The 15038-nt window shown below is 71.8% G+C and carries 11 protein-coding genes; 2 read left to right on the forward strand and 9 right to left on the reverse strand.

Annotated features, from left to right (window positions below):
* Positions 1-60: 60 nt before the first annotated feature.
* The 9 genes from ACFWUY_RS27840 to ACFWUY_RS27880 all read right to left on the reverse strand — a co-directional run bounded on the left by ACFWUY_RS27840 (position 61) and on the right by ACFWUY_RS27880 (position 11231).
* Positions 61-1401 (reverse strand): pseudouridine synthase, encoded by a 1341-nt coding sequence (locus tag ACFWUY_RS27840; protein WP_384115231.1) that lies wholly within the window; start codon positions 1399-1401, stop codon positions 61-63.
* On the reverse strand, positions 1401-1967 hold the full coding sequence (scpB, locus tag ACFWUY_RS27845; protein ID WP_384115298.1) for an SMC-Scp complex subunit ScpB: 567 nt from the start codon (positions 1965-1967) through the stop codon (positions 1401-1403). The genes ACFWUY_RS27840 and scpB overlap by 1 nt, the downstream gene beginning before the upstream one ends.
* Positions 1968-2011: 44 nt before the next feature.
* Entirely contained in the window at positions 2012-3088 is a 1077-nt protein-coding gene (locus ACFWUY_RS27850; protein WP_384115234.1) for a segregation and condensation protein A, read from the reverse strand.
* 417 nt (positions 3089-3505) lie between these two features.
* A complete protein-coding gene (locus tag ACFWUY_RS27855; RefSeq protein ID WP_384115236.1) occupies positions 3506-4006 on the reverse strand; it encodes a hypothetical protein in 501 nt (166 codons plus the stop codon).
* Entirely contained in the window at positions 3991-5016 is a 1026-nt protein-coding gene (locus ACFWUY_RS27860) for a ParA family protein (protein ID WP_037637819.1), read from the reverse strand. Before ACFWUY_RS27860 ends, ACFWUY_RS27855 begins: the two co-directional genes overlap by 16 nt.
* A gap of 448 nt (positions 5017-5464) precedes the next feature.
* A complete protein-coding gene (gene ald / locus ACFWUY_RS27865; RefSeq protein WP_384115239.1) occupies positions 5465-6580 on the reverse strand; it encodes an alanine dehydrogenase in 1116 nt (371 codons plus the stop codon).
* A 146-nt stretch (positions 6581-6726) separates the two neighbouring features.
* On the reverse strand, positions 6727-8712 hold the full coding sequence (locus tag ACFWUY_RS27870; RefSeq protein WP_384115242.1) for a tetratricopeptide repeat protein: 1986 nt from the start codon (positions 8710-8712) through the stop codon (positions 6727-6729).
* Between the two features lie 163 nt (positions 8713-8875).
* Entirely contained in the window at positions 8876-9502 is a 627-nt protein-coding gene (locus ACFWUY_RS27875) for an NUDIX domain-containing protein (RefSeq protein WP_384115245.1), read from the reverse strand.
* A gap of 79 nt (positions 9503-9581) precedes the next feature.
* A complete protein-coding gene (locus ACFWUY_RS27880; protein ID WP_384115248.1) occupies positions 9582-11231 on the reverse strand; it encodes a CTP synthase in 1650 nt (549 codons plus the stop codon).
* A 543-nt stretch (positions 11232-11774) separates the two neighbouring features.
* Between ACFWUY_RS27880 and ACFWUY_RS27885 the strand changes: the two genes are divergently transcribed.
* Positions 11775-13577 (forward strand): glycoside hydrolase family 15 protein, encoded by a 1803-nt coding sequence (locus ACFWUY_RS27885; protein WP_384115250.1) that lies wholly within the window; start codon positions 11775-11777, stop codon positions 13575-13577.
* 68 nt (positions 13578-13645) lie between these two features.
* Positions 13646-15034 (forward strand): FAD-binding oxidoreductase, encoded by a 1389-nt coding sequence (locus ACFWUY_RS27890; protein ID WP_384115253.1) that lies wholly within the window; start codon positions 13646-13648, stop codon positions 15032-15034.
* The last annotated feature ends 4 nt before the right edge of the window (positions 15035-15038 follow it).

The following is a 15038-nucleotide window of genomic DNA, read 5'->3' on the forward strand; positions in this document are numbered from 1 at the left end:
AACACGGCGAAGCCCGTGACCGCCCGGCGGTCACGGGCTTCGCCGTGTGGAGCAGGGGCCTTACATGCCGACTTCCTTCATCAGCATGCCGACCTCCGTGTTGGTGAGCCGGCGAAGCCAGCCCGACTTCTGGTCGCCGAGCGCGATCGGACCGAACGCGGTCCTGACCAGCTTCTCGACCGGGAAGCCCGCCTCGGACAGCATGCGGCGCACGATGTGCTTGCGGCCCTCGTGCAGGGTGACCTCGACGAGGTAGTTCTTGCCGGTCTGCTCGACCACGCGGAAGTGGTCGGCCTTGGCGTAGCCGTCCTCCAGCTGGATGCCGTCCTTGAGCCGCTTGCCGACCTCGCGGGGCAGCGGTCCTGTGATGGCGGCCAGGTAGGTCTTCTTCACGCCGTACTTCGGGTGCGTGAGGCGGTGGGCCAGCTCGCCGTGGTTGGTGAGCAGGATGATGCCCTCGGTCTCCGTGTCGAGCCGGCCGACGTGGAAGAGCCGGGTCTCACGGTTGTTGACGTAGTCGCCGAGGCACTGGCGGCCGTCCGGGTCCTCCATGGTGGAGACGACGCCGGCCGGCTTGTTCAGCGCGAAGAACAGGTACGACTGGGTGGCGACGGTCAGGCCGTCCACCTTGATCTCGTCCTTCTCCGGGTCGACGCGCTTGCCCTGCTCCAGGACGATCTCGCCGTTGACCTCGACGCGGGCCTGCTCGATGAGCTCCTCGCAGGCGCGCCGCGAGCCCATGCCGGCACGCGCGAGGACCTTCTGCAGCCGCTCGCCCTCCTGCTCGGCGCCGGGGAAGGTCTTCGGGGTCTTGATCTCCGGCCGGCCCTCGTACCGCTCCCGGTTGCGCTGCTCGATCTTGGCGTCGAGCTCGCGCGAGCGGGCCGGGGCCTGCCGCTGCCCGTGCGGGCCGCGACGGGGCGGCGTACCGCCCTGGGGGGCCTTGGGGCCGCCCTTGGCACCTCCGCGGGCCGCGGCGCCGCGGCCCTTCTTCGGGGGCTCGGAGGGGCCGCTCACGTCGTAGGAGCGCTCCTCGGGGCGAGGCCGGCGCGGGTTGCTCGGGCGCTGGTCGTCCCGGCCGCCGCCACCGGCACCCCGGTAACCGCCGCCGGAGCCGCCGGAGCCGCTGCCACCCCGGTAACCGCCGCCACCGGAGCCGGAGCCGCCGGAGCCGCTGCCGCCACGGTAGCCACCGCCACCGGAGCCGCTGCCGCCGCCGCCACCGGAACCCCGGTAGCCGCCACCGCCACCGCTGCCGCCGCTGCCCCCGCGGTAGCCACCGCCACCGCCGGAGCCGCTGCCGCCGCGGCCGCCACCGCTGCTGCCGCCGCGGCCGCCGCTGTTGCCACCACGGCTCCCGCCGTTGTTTCCGCTGCTGTTCCTGCCGCTGCTGCTTCGCATCAAACTTCCGTCTTGTCGTCGTTCTCACGATCCGGTGCATCCGGATCGAACGACGGAACCGCTTCCAGCGAGTCCGGCTCGACCGCCTCCGCCTCGGGGAGGAAGGGCGCGAGCTCGGGGAGTTCGTCCAGGCCGCGCAGGCCCATCCGCTCCAGGAAGTAGTTCGTCGTCCTGTACAGGATCGCACCTGTTTCGGGTTCCGCGCCCGTCTCCTCCACCAGACCCCGCTGGAGGAGGGTCCGCATCACGCCGTCGCAGTTCACTCCGCGGACCGCGGAGACCCGGGAACGGCTGACCGGCTGGCGGTACGCGACGACCGCGAGCGTCTCCAGGGCGGCCTGGGTGAGCCGCGCCTGCTGCCCCTCCAGGACGAAGGCCTCGACGGCCGGGGCGTACGCGGGGCGGGTGTAGTACCGCCAGCCGCCGGCCACCTGCCGCAGCTCGAAGCCGCGGCCCTGGGCGGTGTACTCGGCGGCGAGCTCGCGCAGGGCGTCGGCGACCTCGCGGGGGGTGCGCTCCAGGACCTTGGCGAGACGGTCCACGGTGGCGGGCTCGTCGACGACCATGAGGACGGCTTCGAGGGCGGGCTTGAGGTCGGGCCCGAAGTCGCTCACGCGGTGGCCTCCTGGTCGAATTCGTCGGTCACGGCCACGGACGGGTCCTTCTCCCCGCCGATCCAGGAGACCGTGAGGTCTCCCAGGGCGGTCTCCTGGTCGAGGACGACGGCCTTCTCCCGGTAGAGCTCCAGGAGGGCGAGGAAGCGGGCGACGACGGTCAGGGTGTCGTCGTCGACGTCCTCGATCAGCTCCCGGAAGAGCGCCGTCCCGCGCTCCCGCAGCAGCGCGACGACGACGGCGGCCTGTTCCCGCACGCTGACGAGCGGGGCGTGGATGTGGTCGACGTACACCTGCGGCTCGGCCTTCGGCCGCATGGCCCTGGCGGCCAGCCGGGCGAAGCCCTCGGCACCGAGGGAGATGACGACCTCGGGGAGCAGCTCGGCGTGGTGCGGTTCGAGTCCGACGGTACGGGGATGGCGGCGGCCCTCGGTCTCCCAGCGCTCCTCGAAGATCGCCGCGATGCGTTTGTACGCCCGGTACTGGAGGAGCCGGGCGAAGAGCAGGTCGCGCGCCTCCAGGAGGGCGAGGTCGGCCTCGTCCTCCACCTCGGCGGCGGGCAGCAGCCGGGCGGCCTTGAGGTCGAGGAGGGTGGCGGCGACGACGAGGAACTCGGTGGTCTGGTCGAGGTCGCCGTCGGGGCCGAGGGCGCGCAGGTGCGCCATGAACTCGTCGGTGACCTGGGAGAGGGCGACCTCGGTGACGTCGAGCCTGTGCTTGGCGATCAGCTGGAGGAGCAGGTCGAAGGGCCCCTCGAAGTTGGCGAGCCGCACGGTGAACCGCCCACCACCCCCCTCGGCCGCGTCCGGCGCCCCGGCTGTGTCGCCGGCGTCGGGCGCCCCAGCAACGTCGGACCCATCGGCCACGTCGGCCGTGTCGCCCTCGGCCGGTGGCGCGCCGCCGGAGCCGCCGACCGCACCGGGCTCGGCACCCGGGGTGAACGCCCCGGCCACGTCGGACGCGCCGGCCCTGTCGGCCTCGGCCGGCCGTCCACCGACGGCCCCGCCGTCCTCACCGGACCCGATGCCCCCACGGGTGCCTGCGTTCCCGGCCCCGGCTTCACCTCCAGTCACCGCCCGGACGCCGGGCCCGGGCTCAGACCCGAGTCCAGGTTCCTGCCCGGCTTCGGGCCTGGTCCTGGGCCCGGATTCCGGCCCGAGGGAGGAACCGGCTTCGAGCCCAGGCTCGGCCTCGGGCCCGGCCCCGGCTTCGGGTCGGCCGTCGGCCTCTGGGCCGCCGCACTCGTCCTCGGCCCGGCGCTCGCCCTCGGCCCGGTGTCCGGACCCGGATACGGGTTCAGGCCCGGCTACAGGTCGGCCGTCGGACTCCGCGCCGGGCCCGGCGGCGCTCGGTTCGGGGCCGCCGCCCCCGGCCCCCTCGCCCGGGCCGCGCCCCAGGGCGCGGCGGCGCGGCGGGCGGGACGTTTCGTCGGAGGCGTGGTGCATGGGGGTCCAGGGGGAGCGAGGAGCGCGGCAGCCCGCAGGCTACCGTCAGCGGCCGCGCAGGCGGCGGACGAGGATGCTCGCGTCGCCGCGGGATTCCAGGTCCGCCAGGACGACCGCGACGGCCTCCCGGACGATCCGCCCCCGGTCGACGGCGAGTCCGTGCTCGCCGCGCAGCACGAGCCGGGCGTGCTCCAGGTCCATCAGTTCCTCGGCGGAGACGTAGACCGTGATCTTCTCGTCGTGGCGCTCCCGGCCGCTGGGCCGCCGGTTCGGGGTACGACCGCCGCGCCGCCGGGCCGCCGGGGCGGGTACGGCGGCGGAGGGCGCGGCCTTGGGGGCGGCGCTCTCCGGCTCCGCCGTCCGGGCGCGGGGTTCGGCGGCCTCGGTGCCCGCCGCCGTGTGCTCCGCGGAGCCCTCGGCCGCCGCCGGGTCGCTCTCACCCGCGGGTGCGGGAACGGCCCGGCGGGGCGCGGACGACTGGAGCGCCATCCCCCCGGTCGTACGGAAGAGTTCGTCGGCGCCGGGCAGACTCACTCGGCGTGACACCGGGCGAGCACCTCCCTGGCGAGCTGACGGTAGGCGGCGGCGCCCACGGAGTTGGAGGCGTACGTGGTGATGGGCTCGCCGGCGACGGTGGTCTCCGGGAAGCGCACGGTCCGCCCGATGACCGTGTGGTACACGTGGTCGTCGAAGGCCTCGACGACGCGCGCGAGCACCTCACGGCTGTGCACGGTCCGGGAGTCGTACATCGTGGCGAGGATGCCGTCGAGCTCGAGCTCGGGGTTGAGCCGCTCCTGGACCTTCTCGATGGTCTCGGTCAGCAGGGCCACTCCGCGCAGCGCGAAGAACTCGCACTCCAGCGGCACGATGACCTTGTGAGCCGCCGTCAGGGCGTTCACGGTCAGCAGGCCGAGCGAGGGCTGACAGTCGATCACGATGTAGTCGTAGTCGTTCATCAGCGGCTTCAGGGCGCGCTGGAGCGTGGACTCGCGCGCGACCTCGCTGACGAGCTGGACTTCGGCGGCCGAGAGGTCGATGTTGCTCGGCAGCAGGTCCATGTTGGGTACGGCGGTCTTGAGGAGCACCTCGTCGGCCGACATGCCCCGCTCCATGAGCAGGTTGTAGACGGTGAGGTCGAGCTCCATCGGGTTCACGCCGAGACCGACCGACAGGGCTCCCTGCGGGTCGAAGTCGACGAGCAGCACCCGTCGTCCGTACTCCGCGAGCGCGGCACCCAGGTTGATGGTCGACGTGGTCTTGCCGACGCCGCCCTTCTGGTTGCACATCGCGATGATCTTCGCGGGTCCGTGGTCGGTCAGCGGACCCGGGATCGGGAAGTACGGCAGGGGCCGTCCGGTGGGGCCGATCCGCTCGCGGCGCTGGCGGGCAGCGTCGGGTGCGAGGGTGGCCGCGTACTCCGGGTCGGGCTCGTACTCGGCGTCGGGGTCGTAGAAGTGCCCCTCGGGCACCTCGTCAAAGGCGGCGAAGTGGGTGGACTCTCGGCCCATCTCGTTGCCGGCCGTGGCGTTCACGTGTAGGCCGTCCATCGTCTTCATCGTATGGGCTGTCGTCATGGGCTGGTGCGTCGCGAAGGTCCGCACCGCGACGGAGCCGATCGGAGCACCTGGCGCACCGCTCCCGGGAGTAATTGTCGACTCATTCACAAGTCGTCTTACCTCCTTGGATGTCACCAGGAACATTTATCGATAGGTCAGCGTGGCACCATGCCGACGGTTGGCGACTCTATGGCGTGTCACCGGTCCGCAGCAACACAATCCGCCGGACCCGGCCCGATGTGTCGGCAACCGAACACGTCTCTGTCAAGGGTGCGCGGGCACGCATCCACACGTTTCAGTGGTGCGCGAAACGGTTAAACAGTTACGTTCAAGGCGAGTTGGCCGAACGTTTCGCCGGGTCCGGACACGCATCCGGCCGGACCTTGTCGAACAAGGTCCGGCCGGTGCGCGGATTGACGGCACGCGTTGACGACGGTGCCGCGGGGGGTCAGCCCAGGAGGGTGCTCAGCTCGACGTGCTCGAGGCCGTGCGCCTCGGCGACCTCCTTGTAAACCACCTTGCCGTCATGCGTGTTGAGGCCCAGACCGAGCGCGGCGTCGCGGCGGAGCGCCTCGACCCAGCCGTTGTTCGCCAGCGACACGATGTACGGCAGCGTGGCGTTGGTGAGGGCGTAGGTGGAGGTGTTCGGGACCGCGCCCGGCATGTTGGCGACGCAGTAGAAGACCGAGTTGTGGACCTGGAAGGTCGGCTCGGCGTGGGTGGTCGGGTGCGAGTCCTCGAAGCAGCCGCCCTGGTCGATCGCGATGTCGACAAGGACACTTCCGGGCTTCATCTTGGCGACGAGCTCGTTGGTGACCAGCTTCGGGGCCTTGGCGCCCGGGATGAGGACGGCGCCGATGACGAGGTCGGCCTCGACGACGGCCTTCTCCAGCTCGTAGGCGTTGGAGACGATCGTCTGCACCTTGGTGCCGAAGATCTTGTCGGCCTCGCGGAGCTTGTTGATGTCCCGGTCGAGCAGGGTCACGTGGAAGCCCATGCCGACGGCGATCTGGGTGGCGTTCCAGCCGGAGACGCCGCCACCGATGACGACGGCCTTGCCGGCGTGGGTGCCGGGGACGCCGCCGGGCAGGACGCCGCGGCCGCCGGCCGAGCGCATCAGGTGGTAGGCGCCGACCTGCGGGGCCAGCCGGCCCGCGACCTCGGACATCGGGGCGAGCAGCGGGAGCGCGCGGTTCGCGGTCTCGACCGTCTCGTACGCGATGGCGGTGGTGCCGGAGGCCAGGAGCGCGTCCGTGCACTCCTTGGAAGCGGCGAGGTGCAGGTAGGTGAAGAGCGTCTGGTCCTTGCGGAGGCGGTGGTACTCCTCCGCGATCGGCTCCTTGACCTTGAGCAGCAGGTCGGCGGTGGCCCAGACCTCGTCGGCGGTGGGGAGGATCTCCGCGCCGGCGGCGACGTACTCCTCGTCCGTGATCGAGGAGCCGACACCGGCGTTCTGCTCGATGAAGACCTGGTGGCCGTGGCGGACGAGCTCGTGGACACCGGCGGGGGTGATGGCCACGCGGAACTCGTTGTTCTTGACCTCGCGGGGGATGCCGACCTTCATCGTCGATCACGGTCCTTGAATCAGGGGGATATCTGGGGCACTGCGATACATACCCGGATGCACTGCGGCGCACCGGGGCAGACCACGTTCGAACGCGGCGCACCCAGTCTAATGAAGGAGTTCCCCCTGTCTAGCCTTTCAAAGTACTAATCTTCGACGGGCCCACTGCGGATTTCGTAGGTGGATCTTTCCGTTTCCAGCAATCTCTCGGCGGCGGCCCGGTGCAGCCGGGCCGCCGCCGGGTCGCCGAGCCGGTCGAGGGTGTCGGCCAGCCGCAGCTGGAGCGCGGCCTGGAGCCGGGTGTCCTGGGCGCGCCGGGCCCACTCCACCGCCTCCTCGCAGGTCCGCAGCGACTCCTCGGGCCGTCCGGCGTACTCCTGGACCCGGGCCGCCTCGCTCAACGCCCGCGCGTAGCCCGGGAGATCGTCGAGCCGCCGGTAGCCGGCCGCGGCGGCACGCCAGTTCCGCAGGGCCTCCCCGTACCGGCCCGCGTAGGTCTGTACGGCGCCGAGGCGGGCGTACAGCCGGGCCTGGTCGGCCCGCTCGTCCCGGGCGAGGCGCTGGGCGAGCGCCCGCCCGTACCAGTCACCGGCCCGCTGCCAGTCCCCCAGCTCCTGATACGCCCCACCTACGGATTCCATTGCGCGACCGGCCGCATACGGATCATTTGCTGCGCGTCCGGCATCCAAAGCCGACCGATATCGCAGCAGAGCGTCCTTGGTCCGGCCGGTGCGGGCGTCGAGATCGGCCAGGTTCAGCAGGGCGGCGGCCCGCTCCCGGTGCAGCCCGCGCCGCTCGGCCACGTCCAGGACCAGCTGGTGCAGGCCGTACAGGTCGGGCGCCGCGGCCTCCGCGCCCCGGTGCGCGGCGAGCGCCCTCACCAGGGAGGCGACGAGGCGTCGGGCGAGGGTGTCGAGCTCCCCGTCCGCGACGGCGAGCCGCGCGGAGGCGAGGAGGAAGGCCTGCCGGGAGCGCAGCCAGAGGGCCGCGGCGGACGCGTTCGGGAAGCGCAGGGCGCGCGGCAGACCGGCCAGCTTCCGGCGGGCGGCCGAACCCTCGGGCTCGGTGACCGCGCGGCAGGACTGGAGGAGCCGCACGGTCCGCTCCAGCATCCGGGCCCGCGCGAGCTGCACCTCGGCGGGCCGGTCGCGCTCCTCCAGCTGGGCGCGCAGGAGGGGGACGAGATGGCCGGGCACGTCGTACTGCCCGTCCTCCGCCGCCGAGACCAGTCCCAGGGCGGCGAAGTCGGCGAGCGTGGTGGCGGCGGCCGACACGGAACAGCCGGCCAGGGCGGAGGCGGCGTGGGCGTCGGCCCGGCCGAGCGGGGCCAGGGAGAGGTAACGCAGTATCCGGGCCGCGGTGGCCGGCAGCGCCTCGTGGGCGAGGAGGAACGTCCGGGTGAGCGGGTCGCCGCCGAGCCCGCGCAACCGCTTGGCGAGGTCGGCGACGGAGGCCTTGGGATGGGTGGAGAGCCAGCCGCCGGCGAGGACGACCGCTGCGGGCAGCCCGCCGCACTCCTCCACGAGGGCCTCGGCGGCCTGCGGGTCGACGGTGATGCGTACGGAGCCGGTGAAGGCGGTGAGAAGCTCGATGGCCGACTTGGGGTCGAGCCCGCCGAGCGTGCAGGGGCGCACGTCGGGGATGCCGGTGAGCGGTCCGCGGGCGACGCCCACCACCAGGGCGTCCGGGTTGTCGGGGATCAGCGGGTCGGCCTGTTCGGCGTCGACGGCGTCGTCGAGGATCAGGAGGGCCCGCCGCTCGGCGAGAGCGCCCCGGACCAGTTCGGTCAGCTCGTCCTCCCCCGCGCCGGGGGGTTCGGCGATGTCGAGGGCGGCGAGCAGTTCCCGCGCGACCCGGGCGGTGGGCACGGGGTCGCCGCCCGGCTCGGTGAGCCGGGCCCGGAAGATCCCGCCGGGGTAGCGGTCGGCGAGCCCCGCGGCCAGTTCCTCGGCGAGCGCGGTGCGTCCGGAGCCGGGCTTGCCCGCGATGAGCAGGACCCGGGCGCGGGGCGCCTTGCGGCCGGTGAGGGTGTCGAGGCCGGTCCGCTCGATGTCGGCGCGCAGGGCCTTCAACTCCCGCTGCCGGCCGAAGAACTGGCGGCTGCCGGCCACCGCCACCGCCTGATCCGTCACGGGCCACGCTCCCGTCCACCTGCGCACGAGCCGATCCCGCGGGGGGCTCCGCACGGGCGTTCCCGAGCGTAGTTCAGGGCAGGGCACGGACCCGGCGGAGCAGGGCGGACACGTCCCCCGATCGGATCAACAGATGGTCACACCACAGCTCTCCATGGGTGAGTCACGCCTCGAAGGGGCGCGCCGGCCACTCCGCGTCCGCCGGACGCAGCGCCTCCACCCCCTCCCCCGCCCGCGCCGCCGTCAGCGACAGCACCCCCACGACCAGGCAGTTGTTGTGCAGCTCGCCCGCGAGGACCCCCCGCACGAGGTCCGCGAGCGGGACCCGCGCCAGCTCCATGTCGGCCTCCTCCTCCGCGACCGCGAAGCGTTCGCCCTCCGCGTCCGACAGTCCCCGCGCCAGGAAGATCCGTACCGCCTCGTCGCAGCCGCCGGGCGTCGTGTAGACGTCGGCCAGGACCCGCCAGTCCTCGGCCTTGACGTGCGCCTCCTCGTACAGCTCGCGCTGCGCGGCGTGCAGCGGGTTCTCACCGGGTACGTCCAGGAGCCCCGCGGGGATCTCCCAGAGCTTCTGCCGCACCGGGTGCCGGTACTGCTTGAGCAGCAGGACCTGGTCCTGCTCGTCGAGGGCGAGGACGGCGACCGAGCCGGGGTGGACCTGGTAGTCGCGCCGCGCGACCGTGCCGTCCGGCATGACCACGTCGTCCGTGCGGACACTGGTCTTGTTGCCCTGGAAGGGGGTCCCCGTCGCGACGACCCGCCACTCCTCCGGGGTGTCCTGCACCTGCATCAGAAGTCCTCCGTACATGCGAAAGCCGGGGTACGCGTCCCGGAAGGGACCCGTACCCCGGCAACGTTAACGCGCCGTACTACTTCGCGGTCTTGCGCTCCACGGCCGCCTTGACCAGGCCCGCGAAGAGCGGGTGCGGGCGGGTCGGGCGGGAGCGGAGCTCCGGGTGCGCCTGGGTGGCGACCAGGTAGGGGTGGATCTCGCGGGGGTACTCGACGTACTCGACGAGCTTGTTGTCCGGGGAGGTGCCGGAGAAGACCAGGCCGGCCTTCTTCTCCAGCTCCGTGCGGTAGGCGTTGTTGACCTCGTAGCGGTGCCGGTGACGCTCGTCCACGTACGGCTGGTCGCCGTAGACCTCGCGGACGATCGAGCCCTCGGCGAGCTTCGCCGGGTACAGGCCCAGGCGCATCGTTCCGCCCAGGTCGCCGGCGCCCTCGACGTACGCGAGCTGCTCCTCCATCGTCGAGACGACGGGGTGCGCGGTGGCCGGGTCGAACTCGGTGGAGTTGGCCTCGGGGATGTCGGCCAGGTTCCGGGCGGCCTCGATGACGATGCACTGGAGGCCGAGGCAGATGCCGAGCAGCGGCACCTTGTTCTCACGGGCGTACCGGATGGCGCCGACCTTGCCGCTCACGCCGCGGTCGCCGAAGCCGCCGGGGATGAGGACGGCGTCGACGTCGCCGAGCTGCTTCTCGGCGCCGGCCGGGGTCTTGCAGTCGTCGGAGGTGACCCACTTGACCTTGACGCGGGCCTTGTTCGCGAAGCCGCCGGCGCGCATGGCCTCGGTGACCGAGAGGTAGGCGTCGGGCAGGTCGATGTACTTGCCGACGAGCGCGACGGTGACCTCGTGCTCCGGGTTGTGGACGCGGTCCAGGAGGTCCTCCCAGACGGTCCAGTCCACGTCGCGGAAGGGCAGGTCGAGCTTGCGGACGACGTAGGCGTCCAGGCCCTCGGTGTGCAGCACCTTCGGGATGTCGTAGATCGACTTGGCGTCGATGGCGGCGACCACCGCGGCCTCGTCGACGTCGCACATCAGCGAGATCTTGCGCTTGATGGCGGTCGGCACGTCACGGTCGGCGCGCAGCACGATCGCGTCGGGCTGGATGCCGATGTTGCGCAGGGCGGCGACGGAGTGCTGGGTCGGCTTGGTCTTCAGCTCGCCGGAGGGGCCGATGTAGGGCAGCAGCGAGATGTGCACGACGAAGACGTTGTCGCGGCCGACCTCGTGGCGGACCTGGCGGACGGTCTCCAGGAACGGCAGCGACTCGATGTCGCCGACGGTGCCGCCGACCTCGGTGATGACGACGTCGACGTCGTCGGTGGCCATGCGGCGGATGCGGGACTTGATCTCGTTGGTGATGTGCGGGATGACCTGCACGGTGTCACCGAGGTACTCGCCGCGCCGCTCCTTGGCGATGACCTGCGAGTAGACCTGGCCGGTGGTGACGTTGGCCGAGCCGTCGAGGTCGACGTCGAGGAAGCGCTCGTAGTGGCCGATGTCCAGGTCGGTCTCGGCGCCGTCGTTGGTGACGAACACCTCGCCGTGCTGGAAGGGGTTCATCGTGCCCGGGTCGACGTTCAGGTAGGGGTCGAGCTTCTGCATCGTGACCCGCAGGCCCCGGGCCTTGAGGAGCGCACCCAGGCTGGAGGCGGTCAGGCCCTTGCCGAGGGAGGAGGCGACACCCCCGGTGACGAAGATGTGCTTGGTCGTCGTGGTTTTGGGCGGCATCGCCAAGAGGGGGCTCCCGTGGTCGCGTTCTGGAGGTGCGTACCGGCGTCCCCTCCGGAAGAATCGGGGGGTGCCGTCGCTGCGGTTTCGGGGTCCTCGGCTGTCGCCGTTTCCCACCGGTCCACGGGGTACCAGGGTATCAGCGACATCGGGAGACCGCTTCCGGCCACACGCGGCAGTCGGGTGTACACGGACGGCGATCAAGGGTGGGGGCGGACACTCCCACCGGGAAAGGCGAGGAGCTCTCATCAGGGACGGAACGGGCCTTCCGGCGGTACGAGGGACGGGGAGGAAGCCCCGTTCACCCGTTCGGAGCAACGCCGTCACCGGTGTGATCACCGGCTCACTAAAGTACGACGTATCCTGCTCGGACATAGCCCGCCGAGCCGGCCGGCCAGCGGCACCATCCCGCCCGTCATCCGGACCAAGAGCTCGTCGAAGACCTTGACCGCTGACTTACGCAGACCCGGCTGACCCCAGCCGGAGCATCTGGAAGCAAGCGCCCCGCGGGGCGGACGTGGCCGTTCGACTGGAGTGAAGCACGTGGCCGGGCGCATCGAGGATTACGCACTCATCGGAGACATGCAGACCGCCGCACTGGTCTGCCGCGACGGCAGCGTCGACTGGCTGTGTCTCCCCCGCTTCGACTCGCACGCGATCTTCGCCGGACTGCTCGGCACCGAGGAACACGGATTCTGGCGGGTGGGCCCCGCCGGGCCCGCCGACGCCGAACCGCCCGCGGCCGACCGGCGCCGCTACCGCGGCGACTCGCTGATCCTGGAGTCCGAGTGGGACACCCCGCGCGGCACCGTCCGGGTCACCGACTTCATGCCGCCGCGCGACGGCGCGCCGCAGCTCATCCGGATCGTGGAGGGCGTCTCGGGGCGGGTGCGGATGCGTTCCGCGCTGCGGATGCGGTTCAGCTACGGCCGGATCGTGCCGTGGGTCCACAAGGTCGGCGACCGCACGGTCGCCGTCGCGGGACCCGACTCCGTCTGGCTGGACACCGAGATCGAGACCCACGGCAAGGACCTCACGACGTACTCCGAGTTCACCGTGACCCCCGGTGACCGGGTCGCGTTCACGATCTCCTGGCAGCCCTCGCACCGGGAGCCGCCCGCGCTGCCCGACCCCGAGGGCTCCCTGGAGGCCACCGCCGACTTCTGGCGCGACTGGGTCGAGCACTGCACGTACCACGGCCCCTACCGGGAAGCGGTGATCCGCTCCCTGATCACCCTGAAGGCGCTGACGTACGCGCCGACCGGCGGGATCGTCGCCGCGCCGACCACCTCGCTGCCCGAGGAGATCGGCGGCGTCCGCAACTGGGACTACCGCTACACCTGGCTGCGGGACGCGGCGATCACCCTCTCGTCGATGCTGCGCACCGGCTACCGCGAGGAGGCCCGCGCCTGGCGGGACTGGCTGCTCCGGGCGGTCGCGGGCGACCCGGAGAACCTCCAGATCATGTACGGCATCGCGGGCGAGCGGGAGCTCGGCGAGGCGGAGCTCGACTGGCTGCCGGGGTACGAGAACTCCGGCCCGGTCCGGGTCGGCAACGGCGCCGCCAACCAACTCCAGCTGGACGTCTACGGCGAGGTCACCGAGGCCCTCCACCTCGCGCACATGACGGGGCTCTCCCGCAACGACTACGCCTCGCTCCTCCAGATCAAGCTGATCAACTACCTGGAGAAGCACTGGGACCAGCCCGACGAGGGCATCTGGGAGGTCCGGGGGCCGCGCCGCCACTTCGTCCACTCGAAGGTGATGGCCTGGGTGGCCGTCGACCGCACGATCAAACTCATCGAGTCCGGGGACGCCGACGGGCCCCTGGAGCGCTGGCACGCGCTGCGCGACGAGATCCACCGGGACGTCTGCGAGAAGGGCTACGACCAGGAGCGGAACACGTTCACGCAGTCGTACGGCTCCAAGGAGCTGGACGCCTCGCTGCTGCTGATCCCGCAGATGGGCTTCCTGCCGCCGGACGACAAGCGGGTCATCGGCACGATCGAGGCGATCCAGCGGGAGCTGTCCACCGAGGACGGCTTCGTGCTGCGCTACCCGACGGCCGGCGAGGAGGCCGGGGTCGACGGCCTGGAGGGCGACGAGGGCGCGTTCCTGGCGTGCTCCTTCTGGCTGGCGGACGACCTGGCGATGATCGGCAGGGTGGACGAGGCCCGCACGCTCTTCGAGAAGCTGCTCGCGCTCCGCAACGACCTGGGGCTGCTCGCCGAGGAGTGGGACCCGAGGCTCCAGCGGCAGGTGGGCAACTTCCCGCAGGCCTTCAGCCACGTCCCGCTGATCGACACGGCACTGCGGCTGACCGCCAGTGGGGCGTACGGCGGCTGAGGCGACGGGAGCCGTCCGCGGGAATACGCTGGGAGAGTCCCGTCCCCCCTCGGAAAGGGGGGCTTCCCATGGCTCCCCAGATCAGCGTCCCGCAGACAGCTCTCGCCGGACTTCGCGAGGATCTGGCCGGTGAGGTGTTCGTACCCGGTGATCCGGGCTACGACGAGGCCAGGGCGGTCCACAACGCCATGATCGACCGGCGTCCGGCCGTCATCGCCCAGTGCGCGACCCAGGAGGACGTCTCCAACGCGATCCTGTTCGGCCGCGAGACAGAGCTGCCCGTCGCGGTGCGCGGCGGTGGTCACAGCGTCGCCGGCACGTCCGTCGTCGACGACGGCCTCGTCGTGGACCTGCGCCGGATGCACACGGTCGTCGCGGATCCCGAGCACATGACGGTACGGGTCGAGGGTGGCGCGACCATGAGCCATCTCGATCACGCGACCCAGCCCTTCCGGCTGGCCACCACCGGTGGGCGGGCGTCCACGACCGGCGTCGGCGGGTTCACGCTGGGCGGCGGGTCGGGCTGGCTGGAGCGGAAGTTCGGCCTCGCGAGCGACAACCTCCTGGCGGCGGAGCTGATCACCGCCGAGGGCAAGCACGTGCACGCCGACACGGAGGAGAACCCGGACCTTTTCTGGGCGCTGCACGGTGGCGGCGGCAACTTCGGGGTGGCGACCTCGCTCACGCTGCGTCTGCACGAGCTGCCGGAGCTGAGCGTCGCGATGCTGTTCTTCCTGCCGGAGAAGGCTCCCGAAGTGGTACGCGCGTTCCGCGACCTCGTCGAAGCCGCCTCCGACGACGTGGGCGGCGGGGTCATCTACTTCCCCGCGCCGCCGGCGCCGTTCGTCCCCGAGCACCTCGTCGGCGAACTGCTCTGCGGCACGCTGCTCACGTACACCGGTCCCGTGGCCGATGTCCGGGAACTCTCGGCGCCGCTGTTCGCGCTCGGGCCCGTGGTCGAAGTGGTCATGGACATCGCCTACACCGATCTCCAGTGCATGCTCGACGACCCTCCCGGCCTGCGGAACTACTGGTCGGCGGAGTACCTGAGCGAGCTGCCCGACGCGGCGGTGGACGTCTACTGCGAGCGGGCGCTGCGGATCCCGCCGCCCACCGCCTGCCAGCACGTGCTGTTCCCGCTGGGCGGGGCGGTGGCGGCCGGCCGACCCGACGACCCGATTCCCTGGCGTACCGCGCCCTGGGCCGTCCATCCCTTCGCGACCTGGACGAACCCGGCCGACGACGAACGGGCGATCCGGTGGGTGCGGGACGTGCGGGCCGACGCGAGGCCGTGGTCGACCGGAGCCGTGTACCTGAACTTCATCGGCTCCGAGGGCGAGCAGCGGGTCGTCGAGGGCTTCGGCGCCGAGAACCACCGGCGCCTGGCCCGGGTCAAGGCCGCCCACGACCCCGACAATGTGTTCCGCTTCAACCACAACATCGCACCGGCCGCCTGAGGGG

This window comes from Streptomyces sp. NPDC058664, from assembly GCF_042716635.1.
In the GTDB taxonomy this organism is placed as follows: domain Bacteria; phylum Actinomycetota; class Actinomycetes; order Streptomycetales; family Streptomycetaceae; genus Streptomyces.

What these genes read in the sequence shown, in the direction of transcription:
- ACFWUY_RS27840 (WP_384115231.1), bottom strand. Translation starts at nt 1,401, where the DNA reads ATGCGAAGCAGCAGCGGCAGGAACAGCAGCGGAAACAACGGCGGGAGC.
- scpB (WP_384115298.1), bottom strand. Translation starts at nt 1,967, where the DNA reads ATGGTCGTCGACGAGCCCGCCACCGTGGACCGTCTCGCCAAGGTCCTG.
- ACFWUY_RS27860 (WP_037637819.1), bottom strand. Translation starts at nt 5,016, where the DNA reads ATGAAGACGATGGACGGCCTACACGTGAACGCCACGGCCGGCAACGAG.
- ald (WP_384115239.1), bottom strand. Translation starts at nt 6,580, where the DNA reads ATGAAGGTCGGCATCCCCCGCGAGGTCAAGAACAACGAGTTCCGCGTG.
- ACFWUY_RS27875 (WP_384115245.1), bottom strand. Translation starts at nt 9,502, where the DNA reads ATGCAGGTGCAGGACACCCCGGAGGAGTGGCGGGTCGTCGCGACGGGG.
- ACFWUY_RS27880 (WP_384115248.1), bottom strand. Translation starts at nt 11,231, where the DNA reads ATGCCGCCCAAAACCACGACGACCAAGCACATCTTCGTCACCGGGGGT.
- ACFWUY_RS27890 (WP_384115253.1), top strand. Translation starts at nt 13,646, where the DNA reads ATGGCTCCCCAGATCAGCGTCCCGCAGACAGCTCTCGCCGGACTTCGC.